The following is a 20599-nucleotide window of genomic DNA, read 5'->3' on the forward strand; positions in this document are numbered from 1 at the left end:
GGGCGGCAACACTGCTCGGCTAGGATGAAAATCATGACTTACAAGCTGATTCTGCTGCGCCACGGCCACAGCGAATGGAACGCAAAGAACCTGTTCACCGGCTGGGTGGACGTTGACCTGAACGACCAGGGCCGCGCGGAAGCAGCGCGCGGCGGTGAGCTGCTGGTGGAGAACAACATCCTTCCCGACGTGCTCTACACCTCCCTGCTGAAGCGGGCCATCAACACCGCGAACATCGCCCTGGACAAGGCCGACCGCGGCTGGATTCCGGTCAAGCGCGACTGGCGCCTGAACGAACGCCACTACGGCGCGCTGCAGGGCAAGGACAAGGCGCAGACCCTCGCCGAATACGGGGAAGAGCAGTTCATGGAATGGCGCCGTTCCTACGACACCCCGCCGCCGCCCCTCGACGACAACTCCGAGTTCTCCCAGGCGCACGACCCCCGGTACGCGGGACTCGGCGATGCCCTGCCGCGCACCGAGTGCCTCAAGGATGTCCTGGTGCGGCTCCTGCCCTACTGGGAATCGGACATCAAGGAGGACCTCAAGGCAGGCAAGACGGTCCTGGTGACCGCGCACGGCAACTCGCTGCGTGCCCTGGTCAAGCACCTCGATGGCATCAGCGACGAAGCCATCGCCGGCCTGAACATCCCCACCGGCATCCCGCTGGTGTACGAACTGGACGAGGACTTCAAGCCGGTCAAGCCCGGCGGAACGTACCTGGACCCCGAAGCTGCCGAAGAAGCCATCCTGGCAGTGGCAAACCAGGGCAAGAAATAGGACATTAAACCCGTACGACGGCAGCTTGGGTGTCAGCTGTGTTCTGTCCCGGTGGGCTGCCATGCGCCCGTGACCAGGTAGGTCACCTTCTGGGCGACGGAGACGCCGTGGTCGGCGAAGCGCTCGAAGTAGCGGCTGGCGAGGGCCACGTCCACGGTGGTGGCGGGGGACTCGTGCCACTCAGGCGCGGCGATGGCCTTGAAGACGCTCAGGTGCAGGTCATTGATCGCCGTGTTGGCCTTGAGGATGTCCCTGGCCACCTCGAGGTCGCGGCTTTCAAGCAGGACGGTCAGCTTGTCGGCGATCTCCTGGTCGAGCTCGGCCATCCGGTTGAAGGTCTCCGTCATGGACTCCGGAATCACCGTGGAGGGGTAGCGGAGGCGGGCCAGCTGGGCGATGTGGCGGGCCAGGTCGCCCATCCGCTCGAGGGACGCGCTCATCCGCAGGGAACCGACGATCATGCGCAGGTCGCTGGCGACAGGACCCTGCAGTGCCAGAATGTCGATGGCCCGCTCATCGAGGCTGTTCTGCAGGAAATCGATGCGCGCGTCCGCGGCGATGACATCCTGCGCGAGGTCCACGTCCGCTACCTGGAACGAGGTAGTGGCCTTGTTGATCGCTTCGCTGACCAGTCGGGAGATCTCCACCAGCTGGTCACCGACCTGGGTGAGCTCTTCCTGAAAAACCTTACGCACGTAGGCGTCCTTTCCTTGGAACTCCCGCCGGCCGCTGCAGGGCAGCAGGAATCGTGTCGCCATTAGGCGCTCTGACCACCAACTCTGTCATCGCCCGGTAAACGATTATGCCCACACAGATGAACGTTAGTTGAACCGTTGGCCGGATAGGCCGGAAGTCGGCAGGGGGCTTAGGGCAAGAGCATAAAGTGGAGCTGTGGATCCTATGCTCATTGGTCTGGTTGCCGGCCTTATCGGCCTGGCGCTTGGCACGTTCGGCGTGCTTGCCTACCGGGTCAGCGAGAAGCAGCGCGAGCTGCTGGAGATCGACGCCGGGGAGCTGGCACTGCCGCCCGGCGCAGCGGAGGTGCTCGCCGTCGTCGGACGGGCTTTTGTGGTGCTGGACGACGTGGACGGCGTGGTCCGGGCCAGCCCCGCAGCGTACGCGTACGGCCTGGTCCGCGGGCACACCGTGGTCCACAGGGAACTCCTGGACATGACCGCGGGAGTCCGGCGGGACGGCGTCATCCTGGAAAAGCAGCTCGAACTCCCGAGGGGGCCGCTGGGCAAGGGAACCATCATCGTCCAGGTGCGGGCGGCCATGCTGGGTGAGGAATACATCCTGCTCCTCGCCGATGACCGGACGGAGATCACGCGCACCGAAGAGATCCGCAACGACTTCGTCGCCAACGTATCCCACGAACTGAAAACCCCCGTGGGTGCCATTTCGCTGCTGGCCGAGGCGCTCGAATCCTCCGCCGACGATCCTGACGCTGTCCGCCGCTTCGCCAAGCGCATGCACAAGGAATCCGCCCGCCTGGCCGCCCTGGTCCAGGACATCATCGAACTTTCCCGTCTGCAGGGCGCCAGCGTGACCCAGCAGGGCGGCCCGGTGGACATCAACGCCGTCATCGCCGAGGCCGTGGACCGGTCGCAGCTTCCCGCGGAAAGCAAGAACATCAGCATCGTGGTGGGCGGCCGCACCGAGGGCAAGGTCTTCGGTGACCAGGACCTGCTGGTGACGGCGCTGCGAAACCTTATCGACAACGCCATCCGCTATTCACCCGACAACACCCGGGTGGGGATCGGTGTACGTTCCAGGGAAGGCGTAGTCTCGATTTCCGTGACGGATCAGGGCGAGGGGCTGACCCCTGAGGACCAGGAACGCGTGTTCGAACGCTTCTACCGGGTGGACGCCGCCCGTTCCCGCCAGACGGGCGGTACCGGCCTGGGCCTGAGCATCGTGAAGCACGTGGCGTCCAACCACGGCGGCGAAGTGACCCTCTGGTCCCAGCCCGGGCAGGGGTCCACCTTCACCCTCCGGCTGCCCGAAATGGAAGGCCAGGACGGCGAGGACGCGCCGGCCGGGCCGGAAGCACCGGCACAGGCGCCGGAAAAACCCAGTCTTACCCACCTACCCCGCGCCGCCGGCGCAACAGATCGAGGAGCCAGCGCTTGAGCAGGATTTTGATTGTCGAGGACGAGGAGTCGTTCAGCGATCCCTTGTCCTATTTGCTGGGCAAAGAAGGGTTCGAGGTGGAGGTGGTGGACAACGGCCTTGATGCCATCACCGAATTCGACCGCAACGGCGCCGACCTGGTGTTGCTTGACCTGCAGCTCCCGGGCCTCTCCGGCACTGAGGTGTGCCGGCAGCTCCGCCAGCGCTCAAGCGTCCCCGTCATCATGCTGACCGCCAAGGACTCGGAAATCGACAAGGTGGTGGGCCTGGAACTCGGTGCTGACGATTACGTCACCAAGCCCTACTCCTCCCGCGAACTGGTGGCCCGCGTCCGGGCGGTATTGCGGCGCCAGGGGGAGCCTGAGGAGCTGATTTCCTCAACCGTCCAGGCCGGTCCGGTCCGCATGGACATCGAACGGCACGTGGTGAGCGTGGACGGCCAGCAGGTCCTGCTTCCCTTGAAGGAGTTCGAGCTCCTGGAGATGCTGCTGCGCAACTCGGGCAGGGTGCTGACCCGCGGCCAGCTCATCGACCGCGTCTGGGGCTCCGACTACGTGGGCGATACCAAGACCCTTGACGTCCACGTGAAGCGCCTCCGCGGCAAGATCGAACCCGATCCGTCCGCTCCCCGCTACCTGGTGACCGTCCGCGGCCTTGGGTACAAATTCGAGCCGTAGGCCGTACCGGGACTCCGTCAGCAGGCATAACAAAAGGGAGGAGCCAGTGGGCTCCTCCCTCTCGTTGTGTCCGGGGTTCCGGCGCCTGCTTAGCGGCTCGTGGCGGTCGCGGTGGCAGTAGCCGGGGCGGAGGCGCTGGAAGTGGCGCTGGAGGTTGCGCCGGCAGAGGGGGTGGCGGATGAAGAAGCGGACGACGAGGACGTTGCCGAAGCGCTCGGCGTGGGTACGTAGTCCTTGTACTCCTCCAGCGTGGCGTCCAGGACGGGAACCTTGACGGTGTTGCTGACGTTGGTGCCGTTCTCGCTGATCTTGACGTCCACCAGGGAGCCGGGCTGGCCACCAGTGGTGCTCAGGATGGCTTCGTCGGACTTCTCGTTGAGGAGCGTGTACGAGTTGGCCTTCACCGGTACCTCGGTCTGCGAGCCCTTGGCGCCGTTGACCGTGAGCTTCACGTCCTTGGAAGAGGAGTTGTAAACGGCGCCGATCAGGCGGCCGGGCTTGTCCTCGCCGGTGGAAACAATCAGGATGTTCCGCAACTGCAGGGGACCGAGGTCCGCGCGGATGCCGTCCGAGGCGGAGTACTGATGGCTGGTCTGCTGGGGCGTGATGTAACCGCAGCCCGCGGTCAGCAGGCTGGCGCCAAGGGCAGCAGCCGTCAGTGCCAGTTTGCCGCGCTGGGCCCGGTTCATCGCAGTGGAACGCACGTCACGTACTCCTCGAGAAATTTGAAGTCTTTTTCAGCCCATAGCCTATCCGCAATGAGGGGCAAACGAGGATTCGGCGGTGTCACATCCACTGTGGGAGCGCTCACCTGATGCACTAATCCTCCCATCCGTCAAGGGGGTGAAGGGGGTTGATTGGGCCCATTTTCCGCGTATTTTCGCGGTTGGAGGCCCTTTCTCCGGCCGGTCATATGCCTGAATCGTGATAAACTGGTCTGCGGGAAAGGGGAAATGTCCACATGGTATTTGAGGTCGGCGAGACAGTAGTTTACCCTCACCACGGTGCTGCGAAGATTGAAGAAATCAAGATGCGCACCATCAAGGGCGAAGAGAAGATGTATCTCAAGCTCAAGGTGGCTCAGGGTGATCTGACCATTGAAGTTCCAGCAGAGAACGTTGACCTTGTTGGGGTCCGGGACGTAGTGGGCAAGGAAGGCCTGGAGCACGTGTTTGATGTGCTCCGCGCCGAGTTCACCGAGGAACCCACCAACTGGTCACGCAGGTACAAGGCAAATCTGGAGAAGCTTGCTTCCGGTGACGTCATCAAGGTGGCAGAGGTCGTTCGCGACCTGTGGCGCCGGGATCACGACCGGGGCCTTTCCGCAGGCGAGAAGCGTATGCTGGCCAAAGCCCGTCAGATTCTGATTTCAGAACTGGCGCTGGCTGAAAAGACCGACGAGGAGAAGGCTGCAAGCGTTCTCGACGAGGTCCTGGCTTCCTAAGAATTTAGCCCCGGCGGCACGCAAGTGCCGCCGGGGCTTCTTTTTTTGGCATCACCCGCCGGTGTCCAAGCCGCCTGACCGCAGTGGCGGCGTCGTAGGCTAGTCCGCATGAGTGAATCACCCACGCGCCTGGTCACGGCCGTCATCCTCGTGGCCGCCGGTTCCGGGCAGCGCCTCGGCTACGGCATGCCCAAGGCCGCTGTTCCGCTCGGCGGCGAGCCCATCCTGATACATGCCCTGCGGGGCATTGTCGCGTCAGGAGTGGCCAGCCAGGTGTGCGTGGCGCTGCCTGCCGGTGACCGGGGCCTGCGGGAGTTGTGTGACGACTTCCGTGGCGAGCTTGCCGATGGTGGTCCACTCCTGACGATTGTCGACGGCGGAGCCACCCGGGCCGACTCCGTCCGCGCAGGCATCTCGGCACTGATGGACGGCATCGAGGCGGTCCTGGTCCACGACGCCGCCCGCGCGCTCACGCCCGAATCCGTTTTCCACCGCGTCTCCGATGCCCTTGCCGCCGGCGCTGCCGCCGTCATTCCGGCGCTGCCCGTGGTAGACACCGTCAAAACGGTGGCCGCCACTACCGGGGAGGACGCGGCCTTTGCACCCGAAGTTGTCACGGGGACAGCCCGCCGCCAGGAGCTCCGGGCCGTGCAGACGCCCCAGGGTTTCCGGATCGGCGCGCTGCTGCAGGCGCACCAGGCCGCACAGTCCCTGGACCAGCAGCAGTCCGCGGCCGTCACCGACGACGCCATGCTGGTGGAGATGCTCGGCACCCCCGTCCATGCCGTCCGCGGATCAACGCAGTCCCTCAAGATCACAACGCCCCTTGACCTGATCTTCGCGGAAGGGCTCCTGGAAGGCCCGCTCGGCGCCCGGTGGGTGGAAGGATGAGCGCGGGGATGGTTCTGCCGCGCACCGGGGTGGGAATCGACGTCCATGCCTACGCGCCGGAAGACTCGCCCCGGCCCCTCTGGCTCGGTGGACTCCTATGGCCCGGCGAACGGGGCCTCGCCGGGCACTCAGATGGTGACGCCGTCGCCCATGCGGCCGCGGACGCCCTGTTCTCGGCCGCTGGCATCGGCGACCTCGGCACCCACTTCGGTACCGACCGCCCGGAGTTCGCCGGCGCATCCGGCGCCACCCTCCTGGCCGAAGCCGCCCGGATTGTCCGGGCAGCCGGGTTCGAAATTGGCAACGTTGCGGTGCAGTTCGTGGCCAACCGGCCCAAGTTCGGGCCGCGCAGGGAAGAATCCCAAAAGGTCCTCAGCGAAGCCGCAGGCGCCTCTGTGGGCGTCACGGCAACCACCAGCGACGGCCTGGGATTCACCGGACGCGGGGAAGGCATTTCGGCGGTGGCCACCGCGCTGGTGTACCCCCAGCAGCCCCAGCCCATCAGCTAGTCTGGAGCGGTGACCCTGCGCTTCTATGACACCGCCTCCGCCGAAGTCCGGAACTTCGTCCCCATCGTCGACGGCAAGGTCAGCCTCTACTACTGCGGCGCCACCGTCCAGGGCATGCCGCACGTGGGGCACATCCGCTCCGCCATCGCCTTTGACCAGCTCACCCGCTGGCTTGAGTACCGGGGGCTGCGCGTCACGGTCGTCCGCAACGTGACGGACATCGACGACAAGATCCTGGCCAAGTCCGAGGCTTCGTTCGCGCCGGACTTCAGCCCGGAGGTGGGCGAAGTGCCTCAGGAGGAATGGTGGGCGCTGGCGTACCGCTACGAGCAGGAATTCCTGAAGGCCTACGACACCCTTGGCGTCTCCCGGCCCACGTACGAACCCCGGGCCACCGGGCACATCCCCGAGATGCATGCCCTGATCCAGCAGCTCATTGACCGCGGCCATGCCTATCCTGCCCTGGATGATTCAGGGGACGTGTACTTCGACGTCCGTTCGTGGGACACATACGGCGCACTGACCCGGCAGAACATCGATGACATGCAGGCAGCGCCCGACGCCGACCCCCGCGGCAAGAAGGACCCCCGCGACTTTGCGCTGTGGAAGGGCTCCAAAGAAGGGGAGCCGGCCACCGCCAGCTGGGCTTCGCCCTGGGGGGCAGGACGGCCCGGCTGGCACCTTGAGTGCTCGGCCATGGTCACCAAGTACCTGGGTACCGCATTCGATATCCATGGCGGCGGCCTGGACCTGCGCTTCCCGCACCACGAAAACGAGATGGCGCAGTCACAGGCGGCCGGACACCCGTTCGCCAACTTCTGGATGCACAACGGCATGGTGACCTACCAGGGCGAAAAGATGTCCAAGTCCATCGGCAACACCATCAGCCCCGCGGAGATGCTGGAACTCGCGTCGCCGCGGGTGGTGCGCTACTACCTCGGCCAGGCGCACTACCGCTCCATCCTGGACTACCGGCCCACCTCCCTGCAGGAGGCCGCGGCCGCCGTCGAACGCATTGACGGCTTCATCAGCCGGGCCGTGCGTGCACTTTCCTCTGACGGAACCTACACCCTTGCCACGGACGGTCTTGTTCCCGAGGCGTTCGAACGCGCCATGGATGACGACCTGAACGTCCCCCAGGCGCTGGCAGTACTCCATGACACGGTCCGCTCCGGAAACACCGCCCTCACTGAGGACCGGCTGGAGGACGCCCGGCAGGCGCTGCACCATGTCCACGACATGCTCGGGGTCCTGGGGCTGAACGCAGTCGAAGGCTCCGCTGCCGCGGCAACCCGGGAGGCCGAGGCCCTTGGCGTGCTGGTCGAAGCGCAGCTGGCCGCCCGCGCGGCTGCCCGGGCCCAAAAGGACTGGGCCGCCTCCGACGCCATCCGGGACACGCTCAACCAGGCCGGCGTCGTGGTGGAAGACGGTCCGGACGGCGCCACGTGGAGCCTCAAGCGGGACTGATCCCTACCCGCCCCAGGGGACGGATCGCTTGCCGGCGCTGCCGATTTTTCTTCGGTCAGTAGACTGGTAGGCAGATTCAGTCAACACAATCAAGGGTGGAACATCATGGCCAACAATGGTCGCCGATCGGTTAAAGCGAAGAAGGGCCCAACCATCGGAACCGGTGGCCATGGCCGCAAGGCCCTCGAGGGCAAGGGCCCCACGCCCAAGGCCGAGGACCGTCCGTACCACAAGGCACACAAAGCCAAGCAGCTGGCCGAGCGCTCCGCTGCCAAGCGCGGAACCGGTGCCCGCAGTGCCGGTGCCGCCAAGTCCGGACCCAAGGGCCGTGCCACCGAGGAAGTGGTGACCGGACGCAATTCGGTCGTAGAAGCGCTCCGCGCCGGCATCCCTGCCAAAGCCCTGCACGTTGCCATCCGCATCGAGATGGACGACCGCGTCAAGGAATCCCTGAAGCTCGCCGCCGAACGCGGCATCCCGCTGATGGAAACCGGCAAGGCGGAACTGGACCGGATGACGGACGACGCCGTCCACCAGGGCCTGGTGCTGCAGATCCCGCCTTACGATTACCAGGACGCCTACGAACTGGCCGAGGAAACTGTGGAGAAGTGGAAGAAGGGGCACGTCGCCAACGCGCCGCTCTTCGTTGCACTGGACGGCATCACGGACCCCCGGAACCTGGGTGCCATTATCCGCTCCGTCTCCGCCTTCAGCGGCCACGGCGTGATCGTGCCCGAGCGCCGCTCGGTGGGCGTCACCGCCTCGGCCTGGAAAACCAGCGCCGGCGCGGCGGTCCGCGTGCCCGTGGCCCGCGCCTCCAACCTGAACAACGCCCTGAAGCAGTTCAAGAACATGGGCATCTTCGTCCTGGGGCTCGACGGCGACGGCGACGTTTCGCTGCCTGACCTCACCCTGGCCAAAGAACCGGTGTGCATCGTTGTGGGCTCCGAGGGCAAGGGCCTGAGCCGCCTGGTCCGTGAGAACTGCGACCAGATCGTCTCCATCCCCATCGATTCCGCCATGGAGTCACTCAACGCGTCGATGGCCGTGGGCATCTCGCTGTACGAGGTCTCCCGCCAACGCGCGGCGGGGTAAGTACTTCCAGCCCGGTATCCCGGGATGGTTACCCGGCGCCGCTGTGGCGTACGGGCAGGTCAGGTGCCGCTGGCGGCTACTATTTAGGTGATGGTCATGCCGCTCTTCGACACTGCTTCCGCCATGGATGCCTCCTCGGCTGTTCCCCTCGGTGTCAGCGTTCCGCGCGCTGATTCCGGCGGTACCCGCCACCACGCCGGCGCGCGCGCCAACGTCGCCTGCCTTGCCCCCGGGGTGTCCAGCCTGGACATCGTGTACTGCCCTCCGGGTGGCCAGTGGCGGGTCCAGACGCTGCCCAACGTTACGCGCGGCGTCCATCACGGCATTGTCGAGGACCTGCCCTACGGATCGCACTACGGCTTCTGTCCCACGCCGGACCGCCAAACCCTGCCCTCCGGGCTTCCTGCAGGCAATGGGAACGGTTCCGGCAGCCAGCCCCTGCTCCTGGACCCCTATGGCCGGGGAGTGGACCAGCGCGACGGCGTCCTCACCAGCGTCCGTACCGCAACCGACTTCGACTGGGGGTCGGACGAACGCCTGCGCCTTCCCTGGCGCAACACGATCGTGTACGAAGCCCATGTCCGTGGCCAGAGCATGCTCCATCCCGACGTGCCGGAAGAGCTGAGGGGCACCTATGCCGGCCTGGCCCACCCTGCCGTGGTGGAGCACCTGACCAGCCTGGGCGTTACCTCCGTCCAGCTCCTGCCGGTGCACTTCCACGTCGATGAGCCGCACCTGCAGGACCTGGGACTGACCAATTACTGGGGGTACAACACCGCTGCGTTCTTCGCCTTGCACCCCGGGTACGCCACCCGGGCCGCCCGGGAGGAAGGCCCGCAGGCTGTCCAGGATGAGTTCAAGGCCATGGTCAAGGCACTCCACGAGGCCGGGCTGGAGGTCATCCTCGACGTCGTCTACAACCACACCGCCGAGGCCGGCCCGGGCGGACCGGTCCTGAGCTTCCGCGGACTGGGGGAGGACACCTACTACCGCGTGGACGGTCACGGCAGGTACATCGACACGACGGGCTGCGGCAACACGCTGAACTTCGCGGACCAGCGCGTGGTCCAGCTGGTGACCGATTCCCTCCGGTACTGGGTGGACGAATACCACATTGACGGGTTCCGGTTCGACCTGGCCGTCACGCTCTGCCGGGACGCCGCGAACGAATTCGACCCCGAACATCCCTTCCTCACCGCTGTCGCCGCCGACCCCGTCCTGTCCGAGGTGAAGCTGATTGCCGAGCCCTGGGACATTGGCTACGGAGGCTGGCAGACAGGCCGCTTCCCGCCCGGATGGGTGGACTGGAACGACCACTTCCGGGACGCCGTCCGTACCTTTTGGCTGGCAGACCGTGCCGCCATCGACACTGGCGGGCACGGCGGGACCATGGCCAAACTCGCCGACGCCCTGTCCGGTTCCGCCAGCCTCTTCCAGGCGTCCGGCCGGTCACGCCTGGCATCGGTCAACTTCGTCACCGCCCACGACGGCTTCACCATGAACGACCTCGTGTCCTACGACCGCAAGCACAACGAGGCCAACGGCGAAGAGAACAGGGACGGGCACGGGGACAACCGCAGCTACAACCACGGCGTGGAGGGCCCCACCGAGAACGGTGTGATCCTCGCCCGGCGGGCGCAGTCGCGGCGGAACCTGATGGCATCACTGATGGTTTCGCTGGGGGTTCCCATGATCACCGCCGGGGACGAGCTCGCCCGGACGCAGCAGGGGAACAACAACGCCTATTGCCAGGACAATGCCATCACCTGGCTTGACTGGACCATGACGCCGGAAGCGCACGAAATGCTGCGCAGCACCAAACGGTACATCCGCCTGCGCAAGGAGTTCCTGGCTGCCCAGCCGCATGATTTCCCGGTGCGGGACGAGCAGTCCTACCTCTACTGGTTCGACCAGCACGGCCAGCCCATGTCCGCTGAACGCTGGAACGATCCGCACCACCGCGTCATGCAGCTCCTGCTGGGTGACGACGGCGGCGAACTGGCCGGCCTGGTGGTAGTGAACGGCAGTGCCTCGGACGTCACGGTCACCCTGCCGGACGCCGGGAGGAAGAATCCAAGCCTGTTCGAGCTTCGGCTGACCACCTCGCCCCGCCACAAGCAGCGGCAAGGCATCCAGGTGGCTTCGGGGGAAACCGACCTGGCCGAGGCCAACTCCATCAGCATCTACCGCACGTAGCTCACATGCGGAACCGCTCCATCCTCCCCCTGTTCCTGGCCGTGCTGGTAGTGCTGGCCATCGTGGCGTTCGGCGGCGCCGGGCTGCTGGGCCGGCAGACGGAAGGCCCGACGCCGGAAACTGCTTCCAGCCGCACCCCCACACCGGGCGGAGCGGCAACGTCCCCGGCAGCGAAGCAGTCCCCGCCGCAGCGGGGCGCGAACCCGTCCAGCCTGCCGGAGATCAGGGAGTCCGCCCTTCCCGTGGAGGGCCGCCGGGTGCTGGGGCTGATCCGGGCGGGCGGTCCGTTCCAGTACAGCCAGGACCAGCAGGTGTTCGGCAACTTCGAGCGGGTCCTGCCGGTCCGGAACCGTGGCTATTACCGCGAGTACACCGTCCCCACCCCCGGCGAACCGGACCGGGGCGCACGGCGCATCGTCGCCGGTGACGGCGGGGAGAAGTATTACACCAGTGACCACTACGCAACGTTCAAGTACATAGCGGAAGGCAGCTAGCGCAACCATGAGAATCTTCTCCGGCGACACCTGGACCCTGGAAGAGCTGCAGGAACAGGTGGCGGATGCCGGCCGGCGCAGCGTGGTGGTCCCACCCGCGGACAGCAAACGCGCCGTCCTGGAAACCTTCGGTGAGGTCCTGGATTTTCCCGAACACTATGGCGTGAACCTGGACGCGCTGAACGACTCGCTTCACGACTTCGCGGACAGCATCACCGACAACGGCAACCCACCCGTCACGGTCCTGTGGCAGGTCGCTGCCCCGTTCCGCAGCGACAGGTCGTTCGGGATCATCTGCGAAATCCTGCAGGACGCCGAACGGTACGCGGGCAATGACCTTGCCGTCACCGCCGTCATGCTCTGAACGGGCTCCCGTCCTGAAAGTCCCGTTCCTCCCCAAGGGACCGGGCACACGCGGCTAGCCCTCCGGTCGCTCCTCATGCGCGGCATAGGTGTCCAGCAGCGCCGAGGCCCGGCCGCCGTCGTCCTCCGCTGACAGCCCTTTCCGCATGCTCTCCGCCTTCTGGCGCCCGGCCGGGAACGGCGGAAGCAATGGGACCTCGGGGTCGGTCAGTACCTCGATCACCACGGGGCAGTCCGCGGCGAAGGCCTGGTCCCAGGCGTCTGCGATTTGCTTCGGGTCCTCCACCCGGATGCCCCTCAAACCCAGCAGTTCCGCGTAGCCGGCGAACGGAAAATCGGGAAGCTCCTGGCTTGCGGCAAACCGCGGCTCGGCCTCCGACTCACGCTGCTCCCACGTGACCTCGGTAAGTTCCCGGTTGTTGAAGACGCACACCACGAACCGTGGGTCCTGCCACTGGCGCCACCTGTGCGCCACCGTGACCAGCTCGGCCACGCCCAGCATCTGCATGGCACCGTCCCCGGCCAGGGCCACGAGCGGGCGGTCCGGATGCGCCAGCTTGGCGGCAATCCCGTAAGGGATGGCGCAGCCCATGCTGGCCAGCGTCCCGGACAGGTGCGCCGGGACGTTCAGGGGCAGCACCAGTTGACGGGCATACCAGTAAACACAACTTCCGACGTCGACACTCAGCTGGGCGTTCTCCGGCAGCCTGCCGTTAAGCTCACGCACCACACGTTCAGGATTAATGGGGCTCGCCGCAACTGCAGCCCGGTCTGCCGAGAGGATGCGCCACCGGCTGACGGCCTCCTCCACATCTGAACGCCATTGGGTGCGTGGGCGGTGTTCCAGCCGTTGGTTCAAGGCTTCCAGGGCGGACGCGGCGTCTCCCGCCAGGCCCACCTCCACGGGGTAGCGGTTGCCGATCTTCTTCTCGTCAATGTCGATCTGCACGGCGCGGGCGGCCCCGGGCGGCGGGTAGAACTCGGTCCAGGGGTCGTTGGAACCCACTATGAGGAGGGCGTCGCAATTGCCCAGAAGGTGGGCACTGGCCGTGGTGCCCAGATGCCCCATGGTTCCCACCGCGAAGGGCAGGTTCTCATCCACGTAGGGCTTGCCCAGGAGGCTGGTGGCGATGCCGGCCCCAAGCTTTTCCGCCACGGCAACCACTTCCTTGCCGGCGTGCCTGGCACCCTGGCCCACCAGGAGGGCCACCCTCTCTGCGGAATTGAGGAGGGCAGCTGCGGCGGCCAGGTCTTCCCCGCGGGGGCTCTTGGCCGCAGCACTCCAGGAGGGGGCTGTGACGACGATGCCGTGCTGCTGTTCCAGCTCCGGGGCAGGCGCGGACTGCACGTCATGCGGAATGATGACCACGCAGGGGGAGGAGGTTGCCTTCGCCGTCCGGAAGGCACGGTCCAGCACCATGGGCACCTGCTCGGGCGCGCTCACCAGCTGCACGAACTGGGAGGCGACGTCCTTGAACAAGGCGTTGAGGTCGATTTCCTGCATGTAGGCCGAACCCAGCACGGTGCGGCTCTGCTGCCCCACGATGGCCACCACCGGCACGCCGTCCAGCTTCGCGTCGTACAGCCCGTTGAGCAGATGGACGGCGCCGGGGCCTTGGGTGGAGGTCACCACGCCCACTCCGCCCGTGTACTTGGCATGGCCCACGGCCATGAAGGCCGCCGACTCCTCATGCCGGGCCTGGACGAACTCAACCCGTCCATCGGTGCGGCGCAGGGCACCCATGAATCCGTTGATGCCGTCCCCGCTGTAGCCGAAGACCCGCCCCACACCCCACGTGGTGAGGCGCTCCACGATCACATCCGCTACCGTACGTTCGGTCATTGCGCCCTCCTGCGTCGGGTTGGTCCCTGCCTGCCCAGGAGCCGTACCCATCGGAGCGGCGGGCTAAGCGTTGACGATCAGCCCCAGCTCCGCCTTGGAGGCCAGTGCTTCATGCCGGGGCAGTACGCGGACGGTGTATCCGAACGGTCCGGAGCGGTCGATCACCAGCGAACCGCTGAACAGGTGCCGTCCGTTGCCCAGGTCCTCCTTCACCTGCAGCTCCATCATGGTGATGTCTGCCAGGGCGTCGTTCTCTTCGGCCCGGCCATAAGCCACTTCCACGCAGACATCCTCGGGGGTGAGGGCATTCAGCGCTATGTAGGCGTTGACCTGCAGTGTGTCGCCGATCTGCGGATCCTCGGACACACCCACGGAATCCACGTGCTCCACGTGCACCTGGGGCCAGGCCCCGCGGACCTTGGCCGACCACGACGCCAGGGCACGGGCCTGGGCATAGGAGTTGGCGGTGGCGCTGCGGCCGGCTTCGGCGGCGGGGCGGTACAGGATGTTCACGTAGTCGCGGAGCATGCGCTCCGCGGAAACGGCCGGACCCAGGTGGGACAGGGTGTGCTTGATCATGGACACCCAGTGCGTGGGGACCTTCTCGCTCCTGGTGGTCGAAGGCCCGGCAGCTCCTGCCCCCTCGGATACCGTGCTCCCGTAGAAGCGCGGTGCCACCTGTGTTTCAAGCAGCTCGTACAGCGCCGCCGCCTCGATGTCGTCGCGTTCCTCGGGGGAGGCGTCGTTGTTGGCGGTGGGAATCGCCCAGCCGTTCTCGCCGTCGTACATCTCATCCCACCAGCCGTCCAGGACGGACAGGTTCAGCGAGCCGTTCAGCGCCGCCTTCATGCCGGAGGTCCCGCAGGCCTCCAGCGGCCGCAGCGGGTTGTTCAGCCAGACGTCACAGCCCGGGAACAAGGTCCTGGCCATGGCGATGTCGTAGTTGGGCAGGAACGCGATACGGTGCCGCACCTCGGGATCGTCCGTGAAGCGCACCAGGTCCTGGATCATTTTCTTCCCGGCATCATCGGCAGGGTGCGACTTTCCAGCGATGACCAGCTGGATGGGGTGCTCCTTGTGCAGCAGCAGCGCCTTGAGCCGGGCAGGTTCGCGCAGCATCAGGGTAAGCCGCTTGTAAGTGGGCACCCGGCGGGCAAAACCGATGGTCAGCACATCCGGGTCCAGGACGCTGTCCGTCCAGCCCAGCTCGGCGTCGGCCGCGCCGCGCTTCTTCCAGGCAGCGCGCAGCCTGCGGCGGACGTCCTCCACCAGCGCAGCCCGCATCTCCCGGCGGAGCGCCCAGACATCGGCGTCGCTGACGTTGTAGGCCAGGTCCCATTTGCCCAGCGCTTCCGCCTCGCTGCCGAACTGGTCGCGGGCCAGTTTGGAGATGCGGCTGTCCACCCAGGTGGGCACGTGCACGCCGTTGGTAACCGAGGTGATGGGCACCTCGGAGTGGTCGAAGCCCGGCCACAGGGCGGAGAACATGCCGCGGGACACTTCGCCGTGCAGTTTGGCCACGCCGTTGGCGCGCTGGGCAAGGCGCAGGCCCATCACCGCCATGTTGAAGACGGACGGGTTGCCGTCCGCATAGTTTTCCCTGCCCAGTTCCAGGATCCGGTCCAGCGGCACCGCGGGAGCCAGGCCGGCCTGGAAGAAGTGGCTGATCTGGTTGATTTCGAACCTGTCAATGCCTGCCGGGACGGGCGTGTGCGTTGTGAACACCGTGGAGGCACGCCCCGCGGCCAGTGCTTCGTCGAAGCTCAGGGCCTGTTCACCGGACATCAGCTCCTGGATGCGTTCGATCCCAAGGAACCCGGCGTGCCCTTCATTGGTGTGGAACACCTCCGGTGCGGCGCAGCCTGTCAGCTTCTGGAAAGCGCGCAGGGCCTTGACGCCGCCCATGCCGAGCAGGAGTTCCTGCTGCAGCCGGTGGTCGCCGCCGCCCCCGTACAGCCGGTCCGTGATGCTGCGGGCGGCATCGTCGTTGCCCGGCACGTTGGAGTCCAGCAGGAGCAGGGGAACGCGTCCGACGTCGGCACGCCAGATGTGTGCCAGCAGCCGCCTTCCGTTGGGGAGGGGGAGTGAGATCTGCAGGGCCTTGCCGTTGCCGTCGGGGGACGGCTCGCGGAGCAAGGTCAGGGGCAGCCCGTCCGGATCCAGGACCGGGTAGGTCTCCTGCTGCCAGGCATCGCGCGAGAGTGATTGCTTGAAATAACCCGCCTGGTACAGCAGGCCCACCCCGATCAGGGGAACACCCAGGTCCGAGGCAGCCTTCAAGTGGTCACCGGCCAGGATGCCCAGGCCGCCCGAATACTGGGGGAGGACCTCGGTAATGCCGAACTCGGGGGAGAAGTAGGCGATGGAGGCGGGGGCGTCCGGGCCCAGGCCCTGGTACCAGCGGGGTTCCTCAAGGTACCGGTCGAGGTCCTCTTCGGCAGCCCGCACCCGGTCCACCACTGACTGGTCCGCGGCGAGCCGCTGGAATTCCTCGCGGCTGACCATTCCCAGGAAGCCGATGGGATCCTGCCCGCTTTCCTCCCAGAGGCGCGGGTTCAGTGCCGCGAAAAGCTCCCGCGTGGGCCGGTGCCAGGACCACCGCAAGTTGCTGGCCAGCCTGGCCAGGGGCCGGATGGGCTCGGGGAGGACTGTACGGACCGTAAACCTGCGGATTGCCTTCACCTGCGTCACACTAATCGACAACATGCGCGGCTGGAACCAGCTTTCGGTTTCTTTTGGGTAAATGACAGGGGCGTGAAGAAATTGGGCCGCGGCGCGAGGAATTTTAGTGAGCACGCTTAGCAATCCTGGCCATTTCTCGCTAACGTCGAGCCTGTGACGACTAACTCAGGAACCAGTGCCGCATCCACCAAAATGCCCCAGCGCCGTATCACGGAGGGCCTTCGGTTCGGGCGTTTTCCCATTACCGCAGTGCAGCCCGTCGTCGAGGGCGGCAAGTTTCCGGCCAAAGCCCTGCCCGGCGAAGCCATCGTGGTGGGCGCCACCGCCTTCCGCGAAGGGCATGACCAGCTCGGTGTGAGCGCCGTGCTCCTGGACCCCTCCGGCGCGGAGCGCCAGCGTGTGCGGCTCGCGCCGCCCCGCGGGGAACGCGGCATGGGAACGGACCGCTGGGAAGGCGTGCTCACGCCGTCGGAAACCGGGAACTGGTCCTTTGTGATCGAAGCCTGGCACGACCGCTACGGCACCTGGCACCACAACGCCGAGGTGAAGATCGACGCCGGGATCGACGTCGAACTCATGCTTACCGAAGGTGCCAAACTGCTGGGCGAAGCGTCCACCGAGGACTTCCGGGACGAGGTGGACCGGGCAGCGCTGCGGCACGCCTCCGACGTCCTGGCCGACCAGTCCCGCAGCACCGAGGAACGGCTCGGGGCAGGGTTCAGCCAGGAAATCGCTGACATCGTGGCCCGGCAGCCCATCCGGGAACTGGTGACGGTTTCCGAGAAGTTCCCCCTCCTGGTGGAGCGGGACCGCGCCGGCCGCGGCGCCTGGTACGAGTTCTTCCCCCGCTCTGAAGGCGCGGTCAAGGACCACAACACGGGCGCTTGGACGTCAGGAAACTTCCGGACCGCGGCAAGGCGGCTCGACGCCGTGGCCGCCATGGGCTTCGACGTCCTGTACATGCCGCCCATCCATCCCATCGGCGTGCAGCACCGCAAGGGACCCAACAACACCCTGGTTGCCGGCCCCAATGATCCCGGCTCGCCCTGGGCCATTGGAGCCAAGGAGGGCGGCCATGACGCCATCCACCCCGACCTCGGTTCCTTCGAGGACTTCGACGCCTTCGTGGCGCGGGCCAACGAACTGGGCCTGGAAGTTGCCCTGGACCTTGCGCTTCAGGCAGCCCCGGACCACCCTTGGGTGGAGTCCCATCCGGAATGGTTCACCACCCGGGTGGACGGCAGCATTGCCTACGCCGAAAACCCGCCGAAGAAGTACCAGGACATATATCCGCTCAATTTCGATAATGATCCTGAAGGGCTTTCCCGGGAAATTCTGCGGATTGTCCTGTTGTGGGTCAGCCACGGCGTAAAGATTTTCCGGGTGGATAACCCGCATACCAAACCGGTGTGGTTCTGGGAATGGCTTATTGCCGAAGTGAATAAAACGGTCCCGGGCGTGGTGTTCCTCGCCGAAGCGTTCACCCGCCCCGCCATGATGCACGCACTGGGCAGGGCCGGCTTCCAGCAGTCCTACACCTACTTCACCTGGCGCAACACCAAGAAGGAGATCGAGGCGTACTTCGACGAAGTCAGCCACGAATCCCCGGCCTTCTTCCGCCCCAACTTCTTCGTCAACACCCCGGACATCCTGACCGAATACCTGCAGTACGGCGGCCCCGCCGCGTTCCGGATCCGGGCGGTCCTTGCCTCCACCGGAAGCCCGCTCTGGGGCGTCTACGCCGGCTACGAACTGTACGAGCATGTGGCCCGGCCCGGCGCCGAGGAGTACATCGACAACGAGAAGTTCGAGTACAAGGCCCGCGACTGGGACGCCGCAGCCGAGTCCGGGCGCTCGCTGGCACCGTACATCACACGGCTGAACCACATCCGCCGTGACCACCCGGCGCTGCTGGACCTTCAGAACCTGACGGTCCACCAGAGCACGGACGAATCCACGGTGGTGTACTCCAAGCACAAGACCCTTCCCGACGGGACCAAGGACACCATCATCGTGGTGGTCAACGTGGACCCGCATGTCACCAAGGAAAGCAGCGTGGTGCTGGACCTGGCAGCCCTGGAGCTCGATCCGCAGGACCGCACCCCGGGCGGCGGCTTCTACGTTGACGACCTGATCTCCGGCCAAAGCTGGGAGTGGGGCGAGTACAACTATGTGCGGCTCGACCCGCACGTGGAACCGGCCCACATCCTGAGCGTGAGGAGAATGCATTCGTGAGTTTTAATCCGCAAAGTTCCGGCCACTTCACCCCAAAGAGCACGTTCGAGCTAAATGCCCCTGGCCTCCAGCATGACCCGCTGTGGTACCGCAAGGCCGTGTTCTATGAAGTACTTGTCAGGGCCTTTGCGGATGCCAACGGCGATGGGTCCGGGGATTTCTCCGGGCTCATCGACCGGTTGGATTACCTGCAGTGGCTGGGCGTTGACTGCCTCTGGCTGCCCCCGTTCTTCCAGTCACCGCTGCGCGACGGCGGCTACGACATCTCCGACTACAACTCCGTCCTGGACGAATTCGGCACCATCAGCGATTTCAAGCGCCTCGTGGCAGAAGCCCATGCCCGCGGCGTCCGGGTGATCATCGACCTGCCCCTGAACCACACTTCCGACCAGCACCCGTGGTTCCAGGAATCGCGGAAGGACCCGGACGGCCCTTTCGGGGACTTCTACGTCTGGAGCGACACGGACGAGAAGTACCAGGACGCGCGCATCATCTTCGTCGACACCGAGGAATCGAACTGGACGTTCGATCCCATCCGCCGGCAGTTCTTCTGGCACCGGTTCTTCAGCCACCAGCCTGACCTGAACTTCGAAAACCCGAAGGTGATCGACGCCGTCTTCGACGTTGTCCGGTTCTGGCTGGACCAGGGGATCGACGGTTTCCGGGCAGACGCCATCCCCTACCTCTTTGAGGAAGAGGGCACCAACTGCGAGAACCTCCCGGCCACCCACGAGTTCCTCCGCCGGCTGCGGGCCATGGTGGACGAAAGCTATCCCGGCCGCGTCATCATTGCCGAGGCAAACCAGCCGCCCACCGAAGTGGTGGAGTATTTCGGCACCGTTGAGGAACCCGAATGCCACATGGCGTTCCACTTCCCCATCATGCCCCGCCTCTATTACGCGCTGCGGGACCAGAAGGCCGCACCCATCATCGAAACCATGCGCGACACCCCGGACATCCCCGAGGGCGCGCAGTGGGGAACATTCCTCCGGAACCACGACGAGCTGACCCTGGAGATGGTCACCGCCGATGAGCGCGCGGCGATGCTGGGCTGGTACGCCCCCGACCCCCGGATGCGGGCCAACATCGGCATCCGGCGCAGGCTGGCACCGCTGCTTGACAATTCCCGCGCCGAGATCGAGTTGATCAATGCCCTGCTGCTCTCGCTTCCGGGCAGCCCCTTCCTGTACTACGGGGACGAGATCGGCATGGGGGACAACATCTGGCTTGAGGACCGCGACGCCGTCCGCACCCCCATGCAGTGGAACCCGGACCGGAATGCCGGCTTCTCCCATGCGGATCCCGGCAAGCTGTACCTGCCGCCCATCCAATCGCTGGTCTACAACTACGGCATGGCCAATGTCGAAGCGGAGGCTGCCCACTCCGGGTCCCTGCTGCGCTGGACCCGGCAGATCCTCAGCGTCCGCAAGAACCACCCGGCTTTCGGACTGGGCGGGTTCAAGCACGTGGAGGCGGACCACGACGCCGTCCTGGCCTACCTTCGTGAACTGCCGGACAGCAACCCTGCGGGCGTCGATGGAGAAATCATTTTGTGCGCCTTCAACCTCTCCCAGCACCCCGTCGCCGCCACGCTGCGCATTCCGGAATATGCCGGGCGCGGGTTGCGCGACGTCTTCGGTGGACAGATCTTCCCCGGCATCGGCGATGACGGCACCCTCACCCTGACCCTCGGAAGCCATGACTTCTTCTGGCTCCGCATGCGGTCGGCGGGGTCCAATCCGTCGTCGCCCTTCACCCAGGCCATGCCCATCCTGTCGATAGAGAACTGA

At 65.9% G+C, this 20599-nt stretch carries 17 protein-coding genes; 13 read left to right on the forward strand and 4 right to left on the reverse strand.

What is annotated here, in order from left to right; genetic code table 11:
• The first annotated feature begins 33 nt into the window (after nucleotides 1-33).
• The gene (locus ACEN9K_RS04965; protein WP_018771194.1) at nucleotides 34-780 is read left to right on the forward strand and encodes a phosphoglyceromutase; all 747 of its coding nucleotides are present in this window, start codon (nucleotides 34-36) and stop codon (nucleotides 778-780) included.
• Nucleotides 781-812: 32 nt separating this feature from the next.
• Here ACEN9K_RS04965 and phoU read toward each other — a convergent pair whose 3' ends face one another.
• Nucleotides 813-1475, reverse strand: a complete 663-nt coding sequence (gene phoU, locus ACEN9K_RS04970) for a phosphate signaling complex protein PhoU (protein WP_018771193.1) — start codon at nucleotides 1473-1475, stop codon at nucleotides 813-815.
• A gap of 205 nt (nucleotides 1476-1680) precedes the next feature.
• Between phoU and ACEN9K_RS04975 the strand changes: the two genes are divergently transcribed.
• Both ACEN9K_RS04975 and ACEN9K_RS04980 read left to right on the forward strand, forming a co-directional pair.
• Entirely contained in the window at nucleotides 1681-2913 is a 1233-nt protein-coding gene (locus ACEN9K_RS04975; RefSeq protein WP_018771192.1) for a sensor histidine kinase, read from the forward strand.
• Nucleotides 2910-3590, forward strand: coding sequence for a response regulator (locus tag ACEN9K_RS04980; RefSeq protein WP_026266060.1), 681 nt, complete (start codon nucleotides 2910-2912; stop codon nucleotides 3588-3590). The genes ACEN9K_RS04975 and ACEN9K_RS04980 overlap by 4 nt, the downstream gene beginning before the upstream one ends.
• 89 nt (nucleotides 3591-3679) lie before the next feature.
• Here the strand turns inward: ACEN9K_RS04980 and ACEN9K_RS04985 are convergent, their stop codons facing one another.
• Nucleotides 3680-4279: a hypothetical protein gene (locus tag ACEN9K_RS04985; protein ID WP_495635679.1), complete on the reverse strand. Its 600-nt coding sequence runs from the start codon at nucleotides 4277-4279 to the stop codon at nucleotides 3680-3682.
• 272 nt (nucleotides 4280-4551) lie between these two features.
• Between ACEN9K_RS04985 and ACEN9K_RS04990 the strand changes: the two genes are divergently transcribed.
• From ACEN9K_RS04990 to ACEN9K_RS05025, 8 genes are all read left to right on the forward strand, one after another.
• A complete protein-coding gene (locus ACEN9K_RS04990) occupies nucleotides 4552-5034 on the forward strand; it encodes a CarD family transcriptional regulator (protein ID WP_011690592.1) in 483 nt (160 codons plus the stop codon).
• A 108-nt stretch (nucleotides 5035-5142) separates the two neighbouring features.
• Nucleotides 5143-5925 (forward strand): 2-C-methyl-D-erythritol 4-phosphate cytidylyltransferase, encoded by a 783-nt coding sequence (gene ispD / locus ACEN9K_RS04995; protein WP_018771189.1) that lies wholly within the window; start codon nucleotides 5143-5145, stop codon nucleotides 5923-5925.
• A gap of 8 nt (nucleotides 5926-5933) precedes the next feature.
• On the forward strand, nucleotides 5934-6434 hold the full coding sequence (gene ispF / locus ACEN9K_RS05000; protein ID WP_018771188.1) for a 2-C-methyl-D-erythritol 2,4-cyclodiphosphate synthase: 501 nt from the start codon (nucleotides 5934-5936) through the stop codon (nucleotides 6432-6434).
• Nucleotides 6435-6443: 9 nt separating this feature from the next.
• Nucleotides 6444-7901: a cysteine--tRNA ligase gene (gene cysS / locus ACEN9K_RS05005; RefSeq protein WP_018771187.1), complete on the forward strand. Its 1458-nt coding sequence runs from the start codon at nucleotides 6444-6446 to the stop codon at nucleotides 7899-7901.
• 105 nt (nucleotides 7902-8006) lie between these two features.
• A complete protein-coding gene (gene rlmB, locus ACEN9K_RS05010) occupies nucleotides 8007-8996 on the forward strand; it encodes a 23S rRNA (guanosine(2251)-2'-O)-methyltransferase RlmB (RefSeq protein ID WP_018771186.1) in 990 nt (329 codons plus the stop codon).
• Between the two features lie 90 nt (nucleotides 8997-9086).
• Nucleotides 9087-11192 (forward strand): glycogen debranching protein GlgX, encoded by a 2106-nt coding sequence (gene glgX / locus ACEN9K_RS05015; protein ID WP_134165807.1) that lies wholly within the window; start codon nucleotides 9087-9089, stop codon nucleotides 11190-11192.
• 5 nt (nucleotides 11193-11197) lie between these two features.
• Entirely contained in the window at nucleotides 11198-11686 is a 489-nt protein-coding gene (locus ACEN9K_RS05020; RefSeq protein ID WP_495635295.1) for a guanyl-specific ribonuclease, read from the forward strand.
• Between the two features lie 7 nt (nucleotides 11687-11693).
• Nucleotides 11694-12050 carry a barstar family protein gene (locus tag ACEN9K_RS05025; RefSeq protein ID WP_018771183.1) on the forward strand — a complete coding sequence of 119 codons (357 nt, stop codon included), beginning with the start codon at nucleotides 11694-11696 and terminating at the stop codon, nucleotides 12048-12050.
• 54 nt (nucleotides 12051-12104) lie between these two features.
• Here ACEN9K_RS05025 and ACEN9K_RS05030 read toward each other — a convergent pair whose 3' ends face one another.
• Both ACEN9K_RS05030 and glgP read right to left on the reverse strand, forming a co-directional pair.
• Nucleotides 12105-13892 (reverse strand): thiamine pyrophosphate-requiring protein, encoded by a 1788-nt coding sequence (locus ACEN9K_RS05030; protein WP_495635296.1) that lies wholly within the window; start codon nucleotides 13890-13892, stop codon nucleotides 12105-12107.
• A 63-nt stretch (nucleotides 13893-13955) separates the two neighbouring features.
• A complete protein-coding gene (glgP, locus tag ACEN9K_RS05035; RefSeq protein ID WP_200830954.1) occupies nucleotides 13956-16574 on the reverse strand; it encodes an alpha-glucan family phosphorylase in 2619 nt (872 codons plus the stop codon).
• A gap of 192 nt (nucleotides 16575-16766) precedes the next feature.
• Here glgP and ACEN9K_RS05040 point away from each other — a divergent pair, with 192 nt between their 5' ends.
• Entirely contained in the window at nucleotides 16767-18809 is a 2043-nt protein-coding gene (locus ACEN9K_RS05040) for an alpha-1,4-glucan--maltose-1-phosphate maltosyltransferase (protein WP_134165860.1), read from the forward strand.
• Complete coding sequence (gene treS, locus ACEN9K_RS05045; protein ID WP_018771179.1) at nucleotides 18806-20599, forward strand: maltose alpha-D-glucosyltransferase; 1794 nt, start codon at nucleotides 18806-18808, stop codon at nucleotides 20597-20599. Before ACEN9K_RS05040 ends, treS begins: the two co-directional genes overlap by 4 nt.

The organism is Pseudarthrobacter sp. Pseusp20 (assembly GCF_059492155.1).